21 protein-coding genes and 1 pseudogene are annotated in these 16,957 nt (G+C 55.7%); 14 read left to right on the top strand and 8 right to left on the bottom strand.

The window, feature by feature from the left end; translation table 11 throughout:
• Positions 1 to 192: 192 nt before the first annotated feature.
• From AACX99_RS21630 to AACX99_RS21620, 3 genes are read right to left on the bottom strand one after another with little or no spacing between them, the layout of a single operon-like run.
• On the bottom strand, positions 193 to 513 hold the full coding sequence (locus AACX99_RS21630) for an RnfH family protein (protein WP_339414487.1): 321 nt from the start codon (positions 511 to 513) through the stop codon (positions 193 to 195).
• Complete coding sequence (locus AACX99_RS21625; protein WP_339414486.1) at positions 506 to 940, bottom strand: type II toxin-antitoxin system RatA family toxin; 435 nt, start codon at positions 938 to 940, stop codon at positions 506 to 508. Before AACX99_RS21625 ends, AACX99_RS21630 begins: the two co-directional genes overlap by 8 nt.
• Positions 941 to 974: 34 nt before the next feature.
• Complete coding sequence (locus AACX99_RS21620; RefSeq protein ID WP_339414485.1) at positions 975 to 2,378, bottom strand: sodium-dependent transporter; 1,404 nt, start codon at positions 2,376 to 2,378, stop codon at positions 975 to 977.
• Between the two features lie 162 nt (positions 2,379 to 2,540).
• On the opposite strand from AACX99_RS21620, the gene smpB reads away from it, so the two are divergent.
• On the top strand, positions 2,541 to 3,023 hold the full coding sequence (gene smpB, locus AACX99_RS21615; RefSeq protein WP_339414484.1) for an SsrA-binding protein SmpB: 483 nt from the start codon (positions 2,541 to 2,543) through the stop codon (positions 3,021 to 3,023).
• A gap of 256 nt (positions 3,024 to 3,279) precedes the next feature.
• Here smpB and AACX99_RS21610 read toward each other — a convergent pair whose 3' ends face one another.
• Positions 3,280 to 3,909 carry a LysE family translocator gene (locus tag AACX99_RS21610; protein ID WP_339414483.1) on the bottom strand — a complete coding sequence of 210 codons (630 nt, stop codon included), beginning with the start codon at positions 3,907 to 3,909 and terminating at the stop codon, positions 3,280 to 3,282.
• Between the two features lie 82 nt (positions 3,910 to 3,991).
• Between AACX99_RS21610 and AACX99_RS21605 the strand changes: the two genes are divergently transcribed.
• The 4 genes from AACX99_RS21605 to AACX99_RS21590 all read left to right on the top strand — a co-directional run bounded on the left by AACX99_RS21605 (position 3,992) and on the right by AACX99_RS21590 (position 7,627).
• Positions 3,992 to 4,957 carry a 2-hydroxyacid dehydrogenase gene (locus tag AACX99_RS21605; RefSeq protein WP_339414482.1) on the top strand — a complete coding sequence of 322 codons (966 nt, stop codon included), beginning with the start codon at positions 3,992 to 3,994 and terminating at the stop codon, positions 4,955 to 4,957.
• Between the two features lie 293 nt (positions 4,958 to 5,250).
• A complete protein-coding gene (locus AACX99_RS21600; RefSeq protein WP_339414481.1) occupies positions 5,251 to 6,249 on the top strand; it encodes a class I SAM-dependent methyltransferase in 999 nt (332 codons plus the stop codon).
• Between the two features lie 244 nt (positions 6,250 to 6,493).
• On the top strand, positions 6,494 to 7,078 hold the full coding sequence (locus AACX99_RS21595; RefSeq protein ID WP_339414480.1) for a TMEM165/GDT1 family protein: 585 nt from the start codon (positions 6,494 to 6,496) through the stop codon (positions 7,076 to 7,078).
• A gap of 105 nt (positions 7,079 to 7,183) precedes the next feature.
• Complete coding sequence (locus AACX99_RS21590) at positions 7,184 to 7,627, top strand: ester cyclase (RefSeq protein WP_339414479.1); 444 nt, start codon at positions 7,184 to 7,186, stop codon at positions 7,625 to 7,627.
• Positions 7,628 to 7,681: 54 nt separating this feature from the next.
• On the opposite strand, the gene AACX99_RS21585 is transcribed toward AACX99_RS21590, so the two are convergent.
• Positions 7,682 to 8,494 carry a M48 family metallopeptidase gene (locus tag AACX99_RS21585; protein WP_339414478.1) on the bottom strand — a complete coding sequence of 271 codons (813 nt, stop codon included), beginning with the start codon at positions 8,492 to 8,494 and terminating at the stop codon, positions 7,682 to 7,684.
• Positions 8,495 to 8,672: 178 nt separating this feature from the next.
• On the opposite strand from AACX99_RS21585, the pseudogene AACX99_RS22300 reads away from it, so the two are divergent.
• A pseudogene (locus AACX99_RS22300) lies at positions 8,673 to 9,950 on the top strand (HAMP domain-containing protein); the annotation flags it as partial.
• A gap of 15 nt (positions 9,951 to 9,965) precedes the next feature.
• Complete coding sequence (locus tag AACX99_RS22295) at positions 9,966 to 10,808, top strand: methyl-accepting chemotaxis protein (RefSeq protein WP_445261894.1); 843 nt, start codon at positions 9,966 to 9,968, stop codon at positions 10,806 to 10,808.
• 61 nt (positions 10,809 to 10,869) lie between these two features.
• On the opposite strand, the gene AACX99_RS21575 is transcribed toward AACX99_RS22295, so the two are convergent.
• The 3 genes from AACX99_RS21575 to AACX99_RS21565 all read right to left on the bottom strand — a co-directional run bounded on the left by AACX99_RS21575 (position 10,870) and on the right by AACX99_RS21565 (position 12,012).
• A complete protein-coding gene (locus AACX99_RS21575; protein ID WP_339414475.1) occupies positions 10,870 to 11,487 on the bottom strand; it encodes an SOS response-associated peptidase in 618 nt (205 codons plus the stop codon).
• Between the two features lie 82 nt (positions 11,488 to 11,569).
• Positions 11,570 to 11,830 (bottom strand): putative signal transducing protein, encoded by a 261-nt coding sequence (locus AACX99_RS21570; protein ID WP_339414474.1) that lies wholly within the window; start codon positions 11,828 to 11,830, stop codon positions 11,570 to 11,572.
• Positions 11,830 to 12,012, bottom strand: a complete 183-nt coding sequence (locus AACX99_RS21565) for a CPXCG motif-containing cysteine-rich protein (protein ID WP_339414473.1) — start codon at positions 12,010 to 12,012, stop codon at positions 11,830 to 11,832. The genes AACX99_RS21570 and AACX99_RS21565 overlap by 1 nt, the downstream gene beginning before the upstream one ends.
• A gap of 400 nt (positions 12,013 to 12,412) precedes the next feature.
• Between AACX99_RS21565 and AACX99_RS21560 the strand changes: the two genes are divergently transcribed.
• The 7 genes from AACX99_RS21560 (at position 12,413) to AACX99_RS21530 (ending at position 16,752) form a co-directional block, all read left to right on the top strand.
• Entirely contained in the window at positions 12,413 to 13,177 is a 765-nt protein-coding gene (locus AACX99_RS21560) for a hypothetical protein (RefSeq protein WP_339414472.1), read from the top strand.
• Positions 13,178 to 13,263: 86 nt separating this feature from the next.
• Positions 13,264 to 13,689, top strand: coding sequence for a hypothetical protein (locus AACX99_RS21555; RefSeq protein WP_339414471.1), 426 nt, complete (start codon positions 13,264 to 13,266; stop codon positions 13,687 to 13,689).
• An 83-nt stretch (positions 13,690 to 13,772) separates the two neighbouring features.
• Positions 13,773 to 14,180 carry a hypothetical protein gene (locus AACX99_RS21550; RefSeq protein WP_339414470.1) on the top strand — a complete coding sequence of 136 codons (408 nt, stop codon included), beginning with the start codon at positions 13,773 to 13,775 and terminating at the stop codon, positions 14,178 to 14,180.
• Positions 14,181 to 14,265: 85 nt separating this feature from the next.
• The gene (locus tag AACX99_RS21545) at positions 14,266 to 14,640 is read left to right on the top strand and encodes a hypothetical protein (protein WP_339414469.1); all 375 of its coding nucleotides are present in this window, start codon (positions 14,266 to 14,268) and stop codon (positions 14,638 to 14,640) included.
• Positions 14,641 to 15,080: 440 nt separating this feature from the next.
• The gene (locus tag AACX99_RS21540; RefSeq protein WP_339414468.1) at positions 15,081 to 15,707 is read left to right on the top strand and encodes a hypothetical protein; all 627 of its coding nucleotides are present in this window, start codon (positions 15,081 to 15,083) and stop codon (positions 15,705 to 15,707) included.
• 87 nt (positions 15,708 to 15,794) lie between these two features.
• Positions 15,795 to 16,256 carry an FxLYD domain-containing protein gene (locus AACX99_RS21535; RefSeq protein WP_339414467.1) on the top strand — a complete coding sequence of 154 codons (462 nt, stop codon included), beginning with the start codon at positions 15,795 to 15,797 and terminating at the stop codon, positions 16,254 to 16,256.
• 82 nt (positions 16,257 to 16,338) lie between these two features.
• On the top strand, positions 16,339 to 16,752 hold the full coding sequence (locus AACX99_RS21530) for a DUF4279 domain-containing protein (RefSeq protein WP_339414466.1): 414 nt from the start codon (positions 16,339 to 16,341) through the stop codon (positions 16,750 to 16,752).
• Positions 16,753 to 16,957 lie beyond the last annotated feature (205 nt).

The following is a 16,957-nucleotide window of genomic DNA, read 5'->3' as shown; positions in this document are numbered from 1 at the left end:
TTGGCACTGAGCTGGCTCACCTGGGCCAACCAGCGCTGAAAGGCTTGAGTATCCATGGTGGGCTGACCTCACAAGCGGATGTCTGCCTTAAAGCTTAGTCCTTGCAACACGGTCTTGGGACATAGCCATAAAAAAGCCCGGACATGTCCGGGCTTTTTACGCCTGCACCTCTGCAAACCACGCTTTCAACACTTACTGTGCGGCGTCTTCGGCCTTGGCTTGCGCCGCTTTGGCCGCACGCTGCTTGCGCACCTCTTTCGGATCGGCAATTAATGGCCGGTAGATCTCCACCCGCTCACCGTCTTCCAGCACGCGCTCGTCGGGCTTGCTCACCGCCTTGCCGAAGATACCCAGCGGGCTGCTGTGCAGATCCACGTCGGGAAAATGCGCCTGCATGCCGGACTGCAGCGCCGCCTGACGTACCGTGGTGCCATAGGGCAGACTCAGGCGCAGTAGCTTTTGCTTGTCGGCCAGCGCGTACACCACTTCAACCACGATAATTGGCTTATCCATAGAGTTGCTTAGCCCTTTGGCAGAAGGCATCGACCAGGGTATTAGTGGCCTGATTGAACAGCGGCCCGAGGGTCGCACGTACCAACGGTCCAGCGTAGTCGAAGGTCAGATCCAGACTGATCTTACAGGCCTTGTCGCCCAGCGCTTTGAACTCCCAATGCCCATACAGCTGAGTGAACGGCCCCTCGACCAGGGTCAGCTTGATCAGCTCGCCCGGCACCAGCGTGTTGGCAGTGACAAAGCGCTGGCTCAAGCCGCCCTTGGCCACTGTCAGACTGGCCCGCATGTGCGTGTCGCTTGATTCAAGCACTTCGCTGGCCGAGCACCAGGGCAGAAATTGCGGATAACTGGCCACATCATTGACCAGATCAAACAGCGCCCTCGCCGGATAAGGCAACAGCGCCGAACGCTGAATATGAGTACTCATAACGCAACCACTTGGCTAAACAGAAGGCAGGCGATCATTTACTCAGCTCTGCGATAAACACGATCAGCACGCCAATCGGCGCAACCACACGAATCAACCAGTACACCACGTTGAACAGTAGCGGACTTTTCATCGCCAGCTCTTCGCGCACCGCCTCACGCTTGAGCACCCAGCCAGCGAATATGGCGAACGCCAAACCACCGAACGGCAGCAGAATGCGACTGGTCAGGTAATCGATGGTGTCGAAGAAGGTCCGCCCGCCCTCGGCGCCCCACTGGAATAAATGGAAACCATCTTCGCCGAAGACAAAGAACTTCGCTTCGGCCCCCAGGTTGAACGACAGCACTGTGCCCATACCGACCGCCCAGCAGAAGAATGCCAGCACACTGGTCACCAGCACCCGACTGCGCTTGCTGCGCTCGACCAGATAGGCCACCGCCGGCTCCAGCATGGAGATCGACGAGGTCCAGGCCGCAATCAGCACCAGAATAAAGAACAGCGTGCCCATCACCTGGCCAAAGGCGATGTTGCCGAACGCCACCGGCAAGGTCACAAACATCAGCCCCGGTCCTGCGCCTGGCTCCAGGCCACCGGCGAAAACGATGGGAAACAGCGCCATACCGGCCGTCAACGCCACCAGGGTATCGAGAATACCGACGGTGAGAATGGTGCCGCCAATTGAGGCGTTCTTCGGCATGTACGAGCCGTAGACCATGATCGCGCCTACACCTACGCTCAGGGTAAAGAAGGCATGGCCCATGGCGGCAAGCACGCCATCGAGTACGCGATCCGGCTGGAAGTCAAAAAGAAAGTGGAAGCCTTGCATAAAGTGCCCGGTGGTCATGCTGTACCCCAGCAGCACCAGCAGCAACACGAACAGCAGCGGCATCATGATGCGCAGGCTGCGCTCAAGACCGGCCACCACGCCACGGGCGATAACGGAACCGGTTAGCAGCATAAAAAGCGTATGCCACAGGGTTAGCCGCCACGGATCGGCCGTCAGCGCGCCAAACGCAGCACCAGCACCTTCGGCACTGACCCCAGCAAACTGGCCACCGCCCATGCTGAGGATGTAGTCCAGCGACCAGCCGGCCACCACGCTATAGAAAGACAGAATCAACAGAGCAGCAACCATCCCGACCAGCGCGGCCCAGGACCATTTCGGCGAGGCACCTGATTCAATGGCCAGGGTCTTGAGGGTATTCACCGGGCTCTGCCGGCCGCGCCGACCGATCAGGGTTTCCGCGAGCATGATCGGCAAACCGACCATAAAGATGCATACCAGGTACATCATCACAAAAGCCCCACCGCCATACATGCCGGTCATATAGGGGAACTTCCAGATGTTGCCCAGCCCGACGGCCGAACCGGTCGCCGCCAGAATAAACACCCAACGGCTGGCCCAGGCGCCGTGTATCGAAACCTTATCGTTCGCCATGCTCGGCTAGCCTGCTCTATTAAAAAAGATCGCGCATTGTCGAGGATTCACCAGGGCGGCTCAAGCGCAGCCGACGCCGCGCAGCACCAGGCGCCTAGCAAAGCTTATTTTGCCCTGCCGCACATAGCGCCCGCGCCAGTGACTCCCTATAATGCGCGCCCTATGGCTAAACAAAAGAAGCACCCGCAAGGCACCATCGCGCAAAACAAGAAGGCGATGCACGACTACTTCGTCGAATCCAGGTTCGAGGCAGGCTTGGTCCTGGCCGGCTGGGAAGTGAAAAGTCTGCGCGCCGGCAAGGCCCAGTTGGTCGACAGCTACGTGCTGCTGAAAAACGATGAAGCCTGGCTGATGGGTTGCCACATCACCCCATTAACAGCGGCCAGCACCCATGTGATTGCCGACCCAACGCGTACCCGCAAGTTGCTGCTGAATAAGCGCGAGTTGGACAAGTTGTTCGGCGCAGTGCAGCAGAAAGGCTATGCCTGCGTGGCCCTGTCGATTTACTGGAAGGCGCACCTGATCAAGTGCGAGATTGCCCTGGCCAAGGGCAAGAAGGACTTCGACAAACGCCACACAGAGAAAGAACGCGACGCCGACCGCGAAGTGCAACGAGCTATGCGCAGCAAAGGCAAAGACGAGTAAGAACCTATTTCAATCTGCTGCGCGCCGGCCCTACGGCGTTAAAAACAGGCTCGGTAAGCCGCTTGCGGCTAACGCGCTTTAGCGCGACCCGAAGGGCGAGTGAAGCGAGTAATGCTCATGTACAACAGTACACTCCGCTTCCTCGTCTGTTTTTGCCTTGCATGACTCTAGCTCGCGAGATTGAAAATAGGTTCTACGCCCTGCCTACAACGAAAACGCCCCGCCAATGTGGGGCGTTTTCGTTATGGCACTCGACTTAGCGCAGCTCGCTAAACGCCAGTTTGACGCCCAACCCCACAAGCACCGCCCCCATCAGCCGATCAAACCAGTGGCCCATTCGCGCAAAACCGGCGCGCACGCGCTGGTGGCTGAACAGTTGCGCGACCATGCAGAACCACAGCGCCGTGGCCACTGCCAGGTAAACGCCATAGCCGGCCTGAACTGACAGCGGCGTATGCGGGTTGATCACCACGGTAAACAGCGACAGGAAGAACAGCGTGGCCTTGGGGTTCAGGCCGTTGGTTACAAACCCGGCAACAAAGGCGGCACGCGGAGAGCGCTCGCCTTCATCCAGGCTCAACTCGGCGTCACTTGGGCTGGCCGGTTTGGCCCGCAATGCGCGAATGCCGATGTACAGCAGGTAAGCCGCTGCCAGCCACTTCAGAGCGTTGAACAGCACAATCGACTGGGACACGATCAAACCGATACCCAGCAGCGAATAGGCCACATGGATAAAAATCCCACAGCCCACGCCAATCGCACTGAAGATGCCGGCACGCCGCCCATGAGCCACACTTTCGCGCACCACAATCGCGAAGTCCGGGCCCGGGCTGGCCACTGCCAGCAAGTGAATGAGGGCCACAGCTAAAAACTCAGTCCAGTACATGGGGCGGCTCCGCGACGTTGAAATGATTCTGTTAGGCTCGCCACCTTACTCCCCGCCCAAACCTGCAGGATAGATACAGCTGATGAGTAACAGTCACCGCGCCGTCTTTCTCGACCATAGCTCACTCGACCTGGGCGACCTCGACCTATCCAACCTGAATGCCTGCTTTGCTGACCTGCAGCTGTATCCGCACAGCACCCAGGCGCAAACTATCGAGCGCTTACAGTGCGCACAGGTGGCGATCAGCAACAAGGTGGCGCTGAATGCCGAGGTATTCACTGCCTGCCCAGAACTGAAGCTGGTACTGGTGGCCGCCACCGGCACCAACCCAATTGACCTGACCGCCGCCCGTGCCCACGGCGTAACCGTGTGCAACTGCCAGGGTTACGGCACGCCATCGGTGGCCCAACACACTCTCATGCTGCTATTGGCGCTGGCCACCCGCCTGCCCGATTATCAGCAGGACGTTCGCGCCGGCCGCTGGCAACAGGCGCAGCAGTTCTGCCTGCTCGACCACCCAATTATCGAGCTGCACGGCAAGACTCTTGGCCTACTCGGCCATGGCGAGCTGGGCGGCGCAGTGGCCAAACTGGCCGAAGCCTTTGGCATGCGTGTACTGCTCGGCCAGTTGCCCGGCCGCCCACCGCGCACCGACCGTCTACCACTGGATGAGCTGCTACCCCAGGTCGATGCGCTTACCCTGCACTGCCCGCTGAACAACGACACCCTGAACCTGATCGGCGCTCGCGAACTCAACCTGATGAAGCCCACAGCCTTTCTGATCAACACCGCCCGCGGCGGCCTGATAAACGAGCAGGCCCTGGCTGACGCCCTGCGTGCAGGCCTCCTGGGCGGGGCGGCAACCGATGTGCTGACCCAGGAGCCGCCGAAAGACGGCAATCCCTTGCTTGCTGCCGATATTCCACGACTGATCATCACTCCGCATAGCGCCTGGGGCAGCCGCGAAGCGCGGCAACGCATCGTCGGCCAGCTCAGTGAAAACGCTTTGGCATTCCTCAACGGCACGCCTATGCGCGTTGTCAACTAGGGTCTGTCGCCGTTTCAACGCGACCACGCCGAAGCCTGTTTTAGCGCGAGGCCAGGCACGAGACGCGATGTTTGGTTTGCCAAATGAGTGTCGAGAAACGCAGCATCGCGCTAAAACAGGCCCGGCCCTGAGGGGTTGCGCGGAAAATCTCGCAATGCGTCGTTGCGGGACTTGGCAAGGGAGCACCATTACCTGCGTCCCACGCCTAGCCTGGCGAGATTTTTCGCAGCAACGCGGTTTGCGCTGAAACGGCAACAGCCCCTAATCTACGCGACTTTTTTCGAGGAGCGCTTATGGACCCGCGAAGCGAAGTACTGCTGCGCCAGGCCGATCTATTCACCGGCCCACTGCTGCTTGCCGGCTTGCCGGCCGATGACCTGCTCGGCCAATTCCCCGACGCACAAGGCTGGAGCTGGCATGCCGGCGAGCACGCATTGCTGGACGCCCGCTTCAGCAATCGCTGCCACTTTGGAACGCAACCGGGTGAGCGCGACTTCCAGGCAGCCGTGCTGTTTCTACCAAAGTCCCGCGAGCTGACCGAGTACCTGCTCAATGCCCTGGCGGCTCGCCTGGGCGGTCGCGAACTGTTTCTGGTTGGAGAAAAACGCGCAGGCATTGAACGCGCCGCCAAACAGCTGGCGACCTTCGGTCAGGCACGTAAGCTCGACAGCGCGCGGCACTGCCAGCTCTGGCAGGTACGGGTTGAGCACGCACCCGCCACACCGGATCTGCACAGCCTGGCGCAACGCTACGAACTGGACCTGGTCGATGGTCCACTGCAGGTACTCAGCCTGCCGGGCGTATTCAGCCATGGCCGACTGGACGTAGGCAGCGCGCTGTTGCTTGAACACCTCGGCGGTTTACCCAGCGGACATATCCTGGATTTCGGCTGCGGGGCCGGCGTACTCGGCGCGGCGCTGAAACGTCGCTACCCGGACAGCCAGGTCACCCTGTTGGATGTCGACGCCTTTGCCGTTGAAAGCAGCCGCCTGACCTTGGCCGCCAACGGCCTGCAGGCGGATGTCATCAATGCTGACGGCATCGATGCGGCGCCCACGGGCCTGAGTGCGATCCTCAGCAACCCGCCCTTTCACCAGGGCGTGCACACGCACTACCAGGCCACCGAACACCTGCTGCGCCAGGCCAGTCGGCACCTGGCCAGCAAAGGTGAATTGCGCCTGGTCGCCAACAGTTTTCTTAAATACCCGCCGCTGATCGAACAGCATCTCGGCCCCTGCCAGACCCTGGCCGACGCCAAAGGTTTTCGCATCTACCAAGCCTGCAAAGGCTAAACGGCGCTTGCCCTATCAGGGATGCGCGGGCAGAATGCGCGCGTCCTAGGGGAGTAGTCTCCCGCGAGCGCCAGCTCGCACGGCACACGTCAACATACTTGCTCGGCAGAGCATGGCGCGTGCGACCCAAGGCCCACTCAGAGGGGCCTGCGGTTTGACAAGACCTATGACACGCACACCTTACCCGGGGCGGGAAGGCTGTACGTGTCATAGCCGTGTCGACCCGCCCCTTTAGGAAAGCCTGATGCTCGAATCCCTGTTTGTTCCAACCTTTATCGTTGCCTTGGCCGAAATCGGCGACAAGACGCAGCTGCTCGCCTTGCTCTTGGCCGCACGCTTTCGCAAGCCATGGCCGATTATCTGGGGGATTGTGGTTGCCACTCTGACCAATCATTTCGCCGCCGGCGCGATTGGCAACTGGGTTGCCAGCTTCTTCTCCCCCGCCACCTTGAGTTGGATTCTTGCCGCCAGCTTTGTTGCCGTAGCCCTGTGGACGCTGATCCCGGATCAGCTGGATGACGACGAAAGCTCCAAATTCAAACGCTACGGCCCCTTCCTGACCACGCTGATCGCCTTCTTCCTCGCCGAAATGGGCGACAAAACCCAGATCGCCACGGTGATGCTGGCCGCGCAGTACCCGCACTTTATTTTGGTAGTGATCGGTACCACCCTGGGCATGCTGCTGGCCAACGTACCTGTGGTGCTGGCCAGCAATTTTGCCGCCGAGCGCCTACCACTGACCTTGATTCGCCGTCTCGCCGCCTGCGCCTTTGCGGCGTTGGCAGTGTACGCGGGGTATCAGTCACTGACATTCAGCGGGCTTATTTGACATCAAGTTGACGCCAGGGTGCTGGCGTTTCGGCCAATACTTCGGCTTCCCAGCGGCTGCTACAGTGCGCAACATCCTGCCCACTCAGCAGTCAGGGAGACTCCGATGTCACTGGATGATCGAAAAAAACTGGTCCGTCACCATATCGAGCTGTCGTGGAATAAAGGCCGCACCGCTCTGGCCGAGCAACTGCACAGCAAAGACTTTCTCTACAAAAGCTCGTTTATTGGTAGGCCGCTGAGCAGCCCGGCATTTGCCCAGATGGTGCTGGATATCCGCCACGCCATGCCGGACCTGCAGGTGGTGATCGAAGAATGCATCGCCGAGAATAATAAGGTCGTTACCTGGAGCACTCTGATTGGCACTATTCAGAAACCCGCACTCGGCTACCCTCCCAGCGACAAGATACTGAGCATCTCGGCCATGGCCTTCTGGACCATTACCCCAAGCAATGAAATTCAGGAAATTTGCACCATGTTCGACATGGAGAGTTTTCGCTCGCAACTGGGCCTGACGACCCAGCCTTTTGCTGCCAAGGCACTGCCTTGAACAACTAGCGCTCAACAAAAAGCCCCCATCTGGGGGCTTTTTGTTTAAAGGTCTTTAGCGTGCCTGTTCATACAACGGCATCACCTTGGGAATCGCCGCCTGCAGAGAAGCGATTCGACTGCTTGATGCGGGGTGCGTGCTCATAAATTCAGGCGGTGCACCTTCGCTGGCGGCGGCCATTTTCTGCCACAGACTGACCGCGGCATTGGGGTTGTAACCACCACGAGCTGCCAGTTCCAGACCGATCAGATCGGCCTCGTTCTCATTGCCACGGCTGTTGGGCAGCATCATGCCGTACTGCACCGCAGCATCGGCCAGTGCCAAGCTGTCGGAGCCAAGACCAAGCAAGGCACCTGCGCCCTGTTTGGCCATCTCGACACCATAGGCTTTGGACATCGCCTCGCGGCTATGCTCGCGCAGGGCATGGGCCATTTCGTGCCCCATAATCGCGGCGATCTCATCATCGGTGAGCTTGAGCTTCTCGATAATCCCGCTGTAGAAAATGATCTTGCCGCCTGGACCGCAGTTGGCGTTCAGCTCAGGACTCTTGATCAAGTTGACCTCCCATTGCCACTGCGCCGAATCCGGACGAAACAATGGGGCATGCTTGATCAGGCGATCGGCAATGGTGCGCAGGCGCTTGGCGTTATTGCTGGTCTTATCCAGAACACCCTTGCTGGACGCTTCGCTCAGAGTCTGCTGGTAAGACTGCGCATACATCTGATTGACCTCTTGGGTCGAGAGCATGCTGAACATGTATTGCTTGCGCTCAACACCTACGGCACCGCCACTGGTGGTGTTCACAGCCTGGCAGGCTGTCAGCAGGCTGCAAAGCGCCAGACTGGCCAGGCGAAATGGGATCTTCATGTCAGCTCTCCTTCACGACAGGGACCGTATGCTAGGCCGTGCACCTGGGCAAAACAACCCGCACAACTTGCACTAAGCAGCACAAGGCTCTTTGCTAGTGACAGGGGCGAGCTAATGCTTTGAAGCTACGCTGCCGATAAGCCAGGGACGGGTGCAACTAACACGTTGAGGAGTCCCTATGCGATTCAAGTCGATCCAGTCCTCCGTTGCACTTATGGCGGGGGCTAGCATCCTGGCTGTGGTCGTCGCCCTGGTGCTCTACGCCCTATTCGCCAGCGCGCGTACCCAGACCCACGTGCAAGAACGCACCCGGGGCCTATTAGAGGATGTGATCGAGCAACGCTTGAACGCTCTGGCCAAAGCTCAGGTCGGCCAGCTGCAGCGCCAGTTTGAGCACCCCATGACCGTGGCAAAATCCCTGGCCACTCTCAACAGTCAGATGGGCAGCATTGATGGCAGCCCGGGCATCAGCCTGACCCGCGAAGAACTAAGCAATCTGGTCGGCGTATACCTCAAGGCCAACCCGGAACTACTTGATCTCTACATCGGCTGGGAGGCCAACGCTTTCGATCAGGACGACGACCTCTACGTCAATCAGAAGGAAAGCGGCTACGACCACACCGGTCGCTTTATGCCGTGGTGGTACCGGGATGGCGACCAACTGAAGCTCGACGGCCTGACCGTGGAACAGATGGAAAGCGAGGAGGTTCAACCCACCGGCGTGCGCACAGGCGAGTACTACCTGTGCCCCAAGGAAACCGGCAAGCCCTGCGTGATTGACCCGGCCTCCTACGACTTTGGCGGCAAGCAGGTACTGGTCGCCGCCTTCAACGCGCCGATCATGGTCAATGGCCAGTTCCGCGGCATTGCCGGCAATGATCTGGCCTTGGACTTTATTCAAGAACTGCTCACAACCGCCAAAGCCGAGCTGTATGACGGCGCCGGGGAACTGGCCCTGATTGCCTCCAACGGCACCCTGATCGCCGCAACCCAGGACGCAGCATTGACTGGCCAGCCGGCGAGCAAGGCCATTGATGCCGAGCTGCTGAGTCAGCTCAAGCAGAGCAGTAACGACCAACCGATCAACAAACTCGACGAGCAGCGCCAGCTGCTGCAACTGCTGCTGCCGTTCCAGGTTGCCGGGACCTCGACACGCTGGACTCTGGCCATCGTATTGCCGACCAGTGCGGTATTCGCAGACCTGAATGCGCTGCAGACCGGCCTTACTGAGCAAGCTGAGGCTGACACCCTGGGCATGGCTTTGGTGGGCCTATTGGTTGCCGGTGTTGGCATGCTGGTGATCTGGTTTGTCGGCTACGGCATCGCCCGTCCGCTGCGGCAGATGGTGACCATGCTTGACGACATCGCCCAGGGCGATGGCGATTTGACCTGCCGCCTGGAGGTGAACCGCAGTGACGAACTGGGCGATATCGCCAAGGGCTTCAACACCTTTCTCGGCAAGCTGCAAAGCATGATTACCCAAGTCGTCAGCTCGGTACAGAAAGTCAGTGACTCCTCAGAGCACACAGCCGACATTGCCATCCGCACCAATACCGGGGTGCAGAAACAGCTGGCGGAGATCGAACTGGTCGCCACCGCCGTGCATGAAATGACCGCCACCGCCCAGGACGTGGCGCGCAACGCCACCCATGCGGCCGAAGCGGCCAGTCATGCGGACCGCGCGGCTAATCAGGGCAAGCAGACGGTGCAACACACCGCCGATGCAATTGCCGCTCTGGCGCAGGAAATCGGCCGCGCAGTCACCGTGGTGCAAACCCTGGCCAAAGACAGCGAGAACATCACCGCCATCCTGGTGGCAATTCGCGGGATTGCCGAGCAAACCAACCTGCTCGCACTCAACGCCGCCATTGAGGCGGCGCGCGCAGGCGAACAGGGCCGCGGCTTTGCCGTTGTGGCCGATGAGGTACGCAATCTGGCGCAAAAGACCCAGAAAGCCACCGAAGAAATCCAGACCATGATTCAACAGCTGCAACAGGGCACGCGCGACGTGGTCACGGTCATGGAAGACAGCCAGAGCAAGACCGAGATCAGTGTGCAACAGGCCAGCCAGGCCGCCGAGGCACTGGAATCTATCACCCAGGCGGTCTCGGTGATCAACGACATGAATACGCAGATCGCCAGCGCGGCCGAAGAACAAAGCGCGGTGGCCGAGGACATCAACCGCAACGTCACCAATATCGGCCAGGTGGCCAATGAAGTGGCCGGGGGCGCCGACGAAGCCAGCCAGGCCAGCGCCGAGCTGACCAAGCTGGCCGAACAGCAACGCCGGCTGATCAACCAGTTCAAGGTCTGATCAAGCAGCAAATAAAAAGGGCGGACGGCCATAACAGTCCGCCTTTTTTATACCGCTTTGGCTACGCCGGGGTCAGGCACTCAGGCGCATCCAGCTTGGGATCGTTGATCAGGTTGGCCAACACCCGCTCGCGCAGCGCCGGTTGCGGGCGCGCCAGCAAGGCCTGCAACTCGGCCGCTGGTGTATCGGCAGTCAACCAGGCTGCCTGGCCGGCCTCATCGAGAATCAGTGGGCGCCGCTGGCTGGCTGCAGCCTGAGTTACCACCGCCGCGCTCAGGTAGACACACCCCTCAACCGGATAGGCCTCCCACAACGCGGCGAAATACAGCGGCGTGGTTTCGCCAGTGAGCCAGTACGGACGTTTGCGCGCCGTGCCGCGCCACTCGTAAAACCCGTTGGCCGGCAACAGGCCGCGACGCAGGCGAAACGCCTCGCGAAACATCGGCTGCTCGGCCAGGGTTTCCGCACGGGCCTGGGCCGGGGTCTTGGTCAGGTCGGTCAACCAGGGCGGCGTCAGCCCCCAGCGTGCGCGCGTCAGCTGCCGCTCGCCCTCGACGTTGCGCAGCAGCAACACCTGGCTATTGGGCGAAATGCTCCAGTGCGGTAACTGATCGGCGGGGAACCCGGGAATAGCCGCAAATGCAGGCGTCCAACGGAACAGGGCATAACGTCCACACATGGGAAACTCGATAGCGTTCAGCAGTCAATATACCGACCTGGCGGCCAGCAAGAAGTACGTCAGGTGCGCCACCAGACTAGATTTAGCAGAGCAACGAACCTTGAAAACTTTCAGGCTCATCCGTCGGCAGCGGCAGCGCAGCATTGTACGCGGCGATCAGCTGTCGTGCGCTGTGCGCCTGGCCATCCTCAACCATCACCCCGAGCAAGCCGCAAGCGGGTAACTCACCCACCGCACCGGCCAAATGCTGCCCAGTGAGATAAGCCTCGATCCCTTCACTGGCCAGCATACCCAGCAGCAACTCGCCCTCCATCAGGTCCTGCGGCTCGTAAATTCGCTGCATCAGTCGTTCTCCCCGCGCACGTCCAGGCTCCAGTCCTCACCATCAGTCTGCAACGAGAATACGATAGGCCGGCAGCACACAGGGCAGTCTTCGATGTACTGCTGATCACCGCCCGACAGGTCGAGCAGCGCCTCAACCTGCTCGCCACAATAAGGGCATTGGTAATCCTGGCTTTCCAGCATCGCTGTCTCCTTGTGACTTGGCGTTATGATCGCTTGCGCCTAACAATCTCTAAAAATCCCTTATTTGTAGCGCCCTCCGGCCCCCTCCCTTCAATCCCTCACAATCTCTAACGAAAATTGGGCTTTGTAGTCATCTCACTCATAGTCGCCAGCACCACCATTTACACTACATGAACACCTGACGTTTCTAATGCAAATCGGGTACTGTTCCGGACTAACAGGGTTGGGCTGCTGAGGCTTCCCGCCAGCGGTGTATAACGTCCTTTAGATCCGAATCGCTATGGTAAGCCTCAGTCTAGACGTACCAACGTGCTCTGCCCGGAATGTTCTCCACCAATCCTTCCCATCAAGTTATGCACCAATTGGTGTCTATTTATCGTTAGCATTTAAGGGAAATATCGTGCTGGACGCCAACTCACTTCAAAGTATTAAAGAAAAAGCACACTCTGACCTTCCAAGAAAAATCACCATCATAAAGAGAGAACCAGTAACAACAATGGCATACATGATGGTGGCAGGAAAAAACCCACCCACACGCTACAAAAGTGTTCGCATCGAAGAAACACGAAATTCAAAATTAATTGGCATACTGTTCGCTCATCCAAAATCAAATTTAGCAAAAAGTGAAATCATTGGCCATTTAAATCATTTCCATATCCGTTCAGGTGAAGCCGTAGACTTTTTCTGCGCGGGCTACGGTGCGTACTGGCCAGAAAATCATTTCGCAGACCAAACCCCAGTCACGCAAATTGAAGGCATAAATTGGCTATTTAGTGACGAGGCCTTCTGCAACATGATTGATGACCTCGAAGCAGAAACTAACTGGCAATACAGCGGTGAAACTGAGCTTCTTCTTGTCTCAGCAGAAAAGCAAACTTCAGGCGACATAATTTTAAACTATAGCGATTCTATAGTATGCAACTTGGAGGCCATGGCTAAAGATAATGCTTTTACTTCAGTAAGATCTTTCTTTGCCGGCATATTCAGTTATGCGAAGAGTCATTCCGACTCAAATCCAACTTGGGCAATGAGTGATAAAAGCGGATTGGCCATAGGTAAATCCGCAATTAAAGATGCAATTCTTTCACTGCTTCCAAGCACATTAAAAGGAAGCTACTTAAAAGCAGAGCACTATGCAGTCCGCAACCTATCAAACAAATGCTAACAACTGGTTCAAATCGCTCGCTTCGCTCACTGGGACGGGCTAAAGCCCGCCCCTTAACCAAACGTTAAATGACAATGGCTTGCTCCGTGCCAAAACGCATAGAAGAACTAACAGTTACTGATCTAGAGAATAATCGTTGGTGTGTATACCATAACGACGAAGAGGGCTATGACAGCTTTGAATTCGTCATTCCTGACACTCACCCCGGCTTTTCTGAGCATATTATTGAAATCGAATTAGCGAATTTTATTTTTCCTGACGGCACCGTTCTAAAAGGTCTTTTTAACGGCTCAGAATCCTTTTCAGTCTTTCACAATGGCAATTGGTATGATTTCTGGTTCGGCGTTTCAAAACCAAGCGAGAGCATCATGGCCGAATTCAAAGCGTTCTTAACAAAAAATCGCTTAGCTATGCCCGTTAAGGCAATCGCGGTACATAGCGGCACATCAAGAACATACAATGGCTTGAAGTACATTGATGACACTAGGGCTATTTGTGAACTTGTCATTTAACAACTGGTTCAAACCGCTCGCTTCGCTCACTGGGACGGGCTAAAGCCCGCCCCTTAACCAAACGTTATGCACAAGGAAGTACCATGAAAAATATTATCCTCCTAATCGCCCTGTCTGCAGCCGCATACTACGCCTATAATAATTATTACTTAGATAATTCGAGTAAAGTCAGTCAATACAGCTTAAGTAACATTCAGAACAATCCGATTCCAAAAGACAATCTATTTGATCTGTGGCACGAAACCGCACTCAAAATGTGTAACGGAGCCACTGAGTCATTTAACATCAGCCAGAGTCAGTGCATAACTAAAATTGAAGCCCAAAAGGAAGCATGCAAATTATCGGAAGGGCGAGATGCTCCAGCAGTAATTGAAAGTGAATACGAGGCAAAAAAACTAGGTAAAGCCTATCTCCTTTGCGCAGTACCGGGATATCACTGCAATGGCACAGAGGTGAAATCAGAAGAAGAAGCCCGTCGATACTGTCAGTAGCGCATAACAACTGGTTCAAATCGTTCGCTTCGCTCACTGGGACGGGCTAAAGCCCGCCCCTTAACCAAAACGTTAGGCATTAATTGTGCTCATCAGATTTGCGGTGTTTGAAACTGACAATGATTCGGGGCATAGCGCTGGAGCCTTGGTGGCTGCTCATACACTAAGAGATGAGGGTGATCTTACCGTTTCAGAGCATAGAGAATTGCGCGTCGCTCTAAAATGGTTTAATGAGAACTTGCCAATACCTGAAGCCTTAAAAGACATTGAACACCGTCGGGCAATATCCTGGTTCAAGCCCGAGGCTGAAGAAGCAATTAAGCAGATGTGGCTCCTGAAAAACATACTTGAGCAGCACGGAATTTATATAAAAGTTCTTCGAACGGAAGATCCAGGCACTACGCTGTATGACGACTCATGGCAAGTTATTGCCAAGCCACATAAAGGACAGCGGTTTTGAATTGAAAACCGCATGCCTAACAAGTGGTTCAAATCGTTCGCTTCGCTCACTGGGACGGGCTAAAGCCCGCCCCTTAACCAAACGTTAGGCGGAAGAGCAAAGAATGAACAAGGAAGTTATGTGTTCGAATAACAATTGGCTTTATCAGACTGCAAGTTCACGGCGGCCATTGGAATCCGACCCGGAACATCTACGCCAACCCACTCAAATACGCAGCGCGGCAACAGGCTCATCTGCACGCGCTTGCGCCCATCGCTGCGCGCTTCTACCGGAAGGCCGGCGCGCGTATGCTCCAAGCCACATCCAGCAGCGAGTCGTGTCACCGCTCTGTGGCCGGCACAGCACCGCGTGGCCTAACAAGCGGTTCAAATCGTTCGCTTCGCTCACTGGGACGGGCTAAAGCCCGCCCCTTAACCAAACGTTATACGCACGAGGAAAAAATGGAATTCATACAAAGTATAGGTTTTTTTAAGGGGAAGCTGAAAATAACAGTTGGGAGTGACGACGTCCTGACTCTCAGCCAAGTAAAATTTCTCAATAAAGTAGAAAATAAATTCCTGCTAGATAACATAGACCCCCAATATGATGTGTACAAAAACTTTTCCATTGGCGCTTTTACCACATCAACAATTTCGCTTGTGCTTGCTATTTTAACAACTTGGTATGGAAGTACGTACTTTCAACCGCCTGATGATGGTCCATACCTTCTCACTTCAGGACTGTTATTCATGTCATTCTTCTTTTTTGGCGTAAACGCCTACAAGTCGAAAATAAGCGTTGTATGTTTTAATGGACACAATGGGCAAAGACTATTCTCAATACTTGGAAACAAACCGAACAGCGAGAAAGTCACAATGTTTTGCAACGAAATCAAAAACAGAATAGAGCGAATAAAATACAACGGTGAGATTTCAGCTGAAAGAATGGCCGGGATACTCGAAAAACATGTCGAGTTCCTATGTGAGCACCAGGTTCTTAGTTCTGAAGAAAAAGCGCAAGCTATTGCTAGGATAAACACTAGAAAAAAACCAACAGTTGTTAAATTGCATGAATCAAAAAGCGTATAACAATTGGTTCAAATCGTTCGCTGCGCTCACTGGGACGGGCTAAAGCCCGCCCCTTAACCAAACGTTATGCATTAAAAGGAAATAATGATGTCGTCTAGCAGCATATCCAAAATCAAGAATGGACTTCTAATTGGCGTCGGTCTCCTCTTGCCGATCACAGCAGGGGTCTGGGCAGGTAACATGCTAGTCAACTACGTGTCTAGCAGCGAAAGTTACGAAAGCGATGATTACTCCGGCTACTCTGAGCTAACAACCGACTACGCAGAATTAATTTCAGTAGAGAAATTTACAGACAAGAGCAAGGATGGAAAAGTCAACATCCTGGGCACCATAACCAACAAAGGGGAAGTATCCGTAGGATCAATAAAGCTTGAGGCTGAGTTCTTCAACAACGAAGGTGAATTTGTTCAAGAGCAATCTACATACATCAGCAAAAAGCTAGCTCCTAATGAGTCAGAAAACTTCCAAATTACTTGCACCTGCAAAGGCCAGAGTCTACCGGAGTACACAAAAATAACGGTGAGAACCGTAAGCGCCCATAGTTTTTAACGCATAACAATTGGTTCAAACCGTTCGCTTCGCTCACTGGGACGGGCTAAAGCCCGCCCCTTAACCAAACGTTAGGGAAGACATGGGAATCCTCGACAGATCCGCCGCAACACTGCGCATTTTCGGAGATGAGCTTATTCCCGAAGACGTAAGTAAGCTTCTTGGTGCGATGCCAAGCAAATCGTTTCACAAAGGCGAAGAAGAAGTCGGAGCGGTTACCGGCAAGGTTCGAATACACAAGACAGGAAGCTGGCGACTTAGTGTCGAACGCAGAAGCCCCGAAAATCTGGATGCACAAATTTTCGAAATATTAAATCAACTATCACAAGACCTTACAGCATGGAAGTTTCTTTGCTCACATTACAGGGTTGATCTTTTTTGCGGTATCTTTATGGCCAGCTTTAATGACGGATTAACGCTTTCCCCAGAGGCGCTGCTAGCACTTGGGGCTCGCGGAATAAGACTAGATATGGATATTTACAATGCATCTGAATAACCCGTGCAATTCCCTAACAAGTGGTTCAAATCGCTCGCTTCGCTCACTGGGACGGGCTAAAGCCCGCCCCTTAACCAAACGTTAGGCAACAGAGGTCCAGAATGTGGCAGCGAAGTGACATCAAGGAAGGAAAACTCTATCAAGTTGCACTCTGCCAAAGCCCGAGTGGCAGTCGGTCTTTTGCGCTTTATCTGCACGGCAGTAA

The sequence above is a fragment of the Pseudomonas sp. EA_35y_Pfl2_R5 genome, from assembly GCF_963970805.1.
In the GTDB taxonomy this organism is placed as follows: domain Bacteria; phylum Pseudomonadota; class Gammaproteobacteria; order Pseudomonadales; family Pseudomonadaceae; genus Aquipseudomonas.
Note: the sequence above shows the minus strand (reverse complement) of the source record. Positions and strands in the feature narration are given on the sequence as shown.

Coding starts and splice junctions, on each gene's coding strand:
- AACX99_RS21600 (WP_339414481.1), top strand. CDS start 5,251: ATGGACCCGCGAAGCGAAGTACTGCTGCGCCAGGCCGATCTATTCACC.
- AACX99_RS21610 (WP_339414483.1), bottom strand. CDS start 3,909: ATGTACTGGACTGAGTTTTTAGCTGTGGCCCTCATTCACTTGCTGGCA.
- AACX99_RS21530 (WP_339414466.1), top strand. CDS start 16,339: ATGGGAATCCTCGACAGATCCGCCGCAACACTGCGCATTTTCGGAGAT.
- AACX99_RS21575 (WP_339414475.1), bottom strand. CDS start 11,487: ATGTGTGGACGTTATGCCCTGTTCCGTTGGACGCCTGCATTTGCGGCT.
- AACX99_RS21605 (WP_339414482.1), top strand. CDS start 3,992: ATGAGTAACAGTCACCGCGCCGTCTTTCTCGACCATAGCTCACTCGAC.
- AACX99_RS21625 (WP_339414486.1), bottom strand. CDS start 940: ATGAGTACTCATATTCAGCGTTCGGCGCTGTTGCCTTATCCGGCGAGG.
- AACX99_RS21620 (WP_339414485.1), bottom strand. CDS start 2,378: ATGGCGAACGATAAGGTTTCGATACACGGCGCCTGGGCCAGCCGTTGG.
- AACX99_RS21565 (WP_339414473.1), bottom strand. CDS start 12,012: ATGCTGGAAAGCCAGGATTACCAATGCCCTTATTGTGGCGAGCAGGTT.
- AACX99_RS21550 (WP_339414470.1), top strand. CDS start 13,773: ATGAAAAATATTATCCTCCTAATCGCCCTGTCTGCAGCCGCATACTAC.
- AACX99_RS21535 (WP_339414467.1), top strand. CDS start 15,795: ATGTCGTCTAGCAGCATATCCAAAATCAAGAATGGACTTCTAATTGGC.
- smpB (WP_339414484.1), top strand. CDS start 2,541: ATGGCTAAACAAAAGAAGCACCCGCAAGGCACCATCGCGCAAAACAAG.
- AACX99_RS21585 (WP_339414478.1), bottom strand. CDS start 8,494: ATGAAGATCCCATTTCGCCTGGCCAGTCTGGCGCTTTGCAGCCTGCTG.
- AACX99_RS21630 (WP_339414487.1), bottom strand. CDS start 513: ATGGATAAGCCAATTATCGTGGTTGAAGTGGTGTACGCGCTGGCCGAC.
- AACX99_RS21540 (WP_339414468.1), top strand. CDS start 15,081: ATGGAATTCATACAAAGTATAGGTTTTTTTAAGGGGAAGCTGAAAATA.
- AACX99_RS21570 (WP_339414474.1), bottom strand. CDS start 11,830: ATGCAGCGAATTTACGAGCCGCAGGACCTGATGGAGGGCGAGTTGCTG.
- AACX99_RS21595 (WP_339414480.1), top strand. CDS start 6,494: ATGCTCGAATCCCTGTTTGTTCCAACCTTTATCGTTGCCTTGGCCGAA.
- AACX99_RS22295 (WP_445261894.1), top strand. CDS start 9,966: ATGATTACCCAAGTCGTCAGCTCGGTACAGAAAGTCAGTGACTCCTCA.
- AACX99_RS21590 (WP_339414479.1), top strand. CDS start 7,184: ATGTCACTGGATGATCGAAAAAAACTGGTCCGTCACCATATCGAGCTG.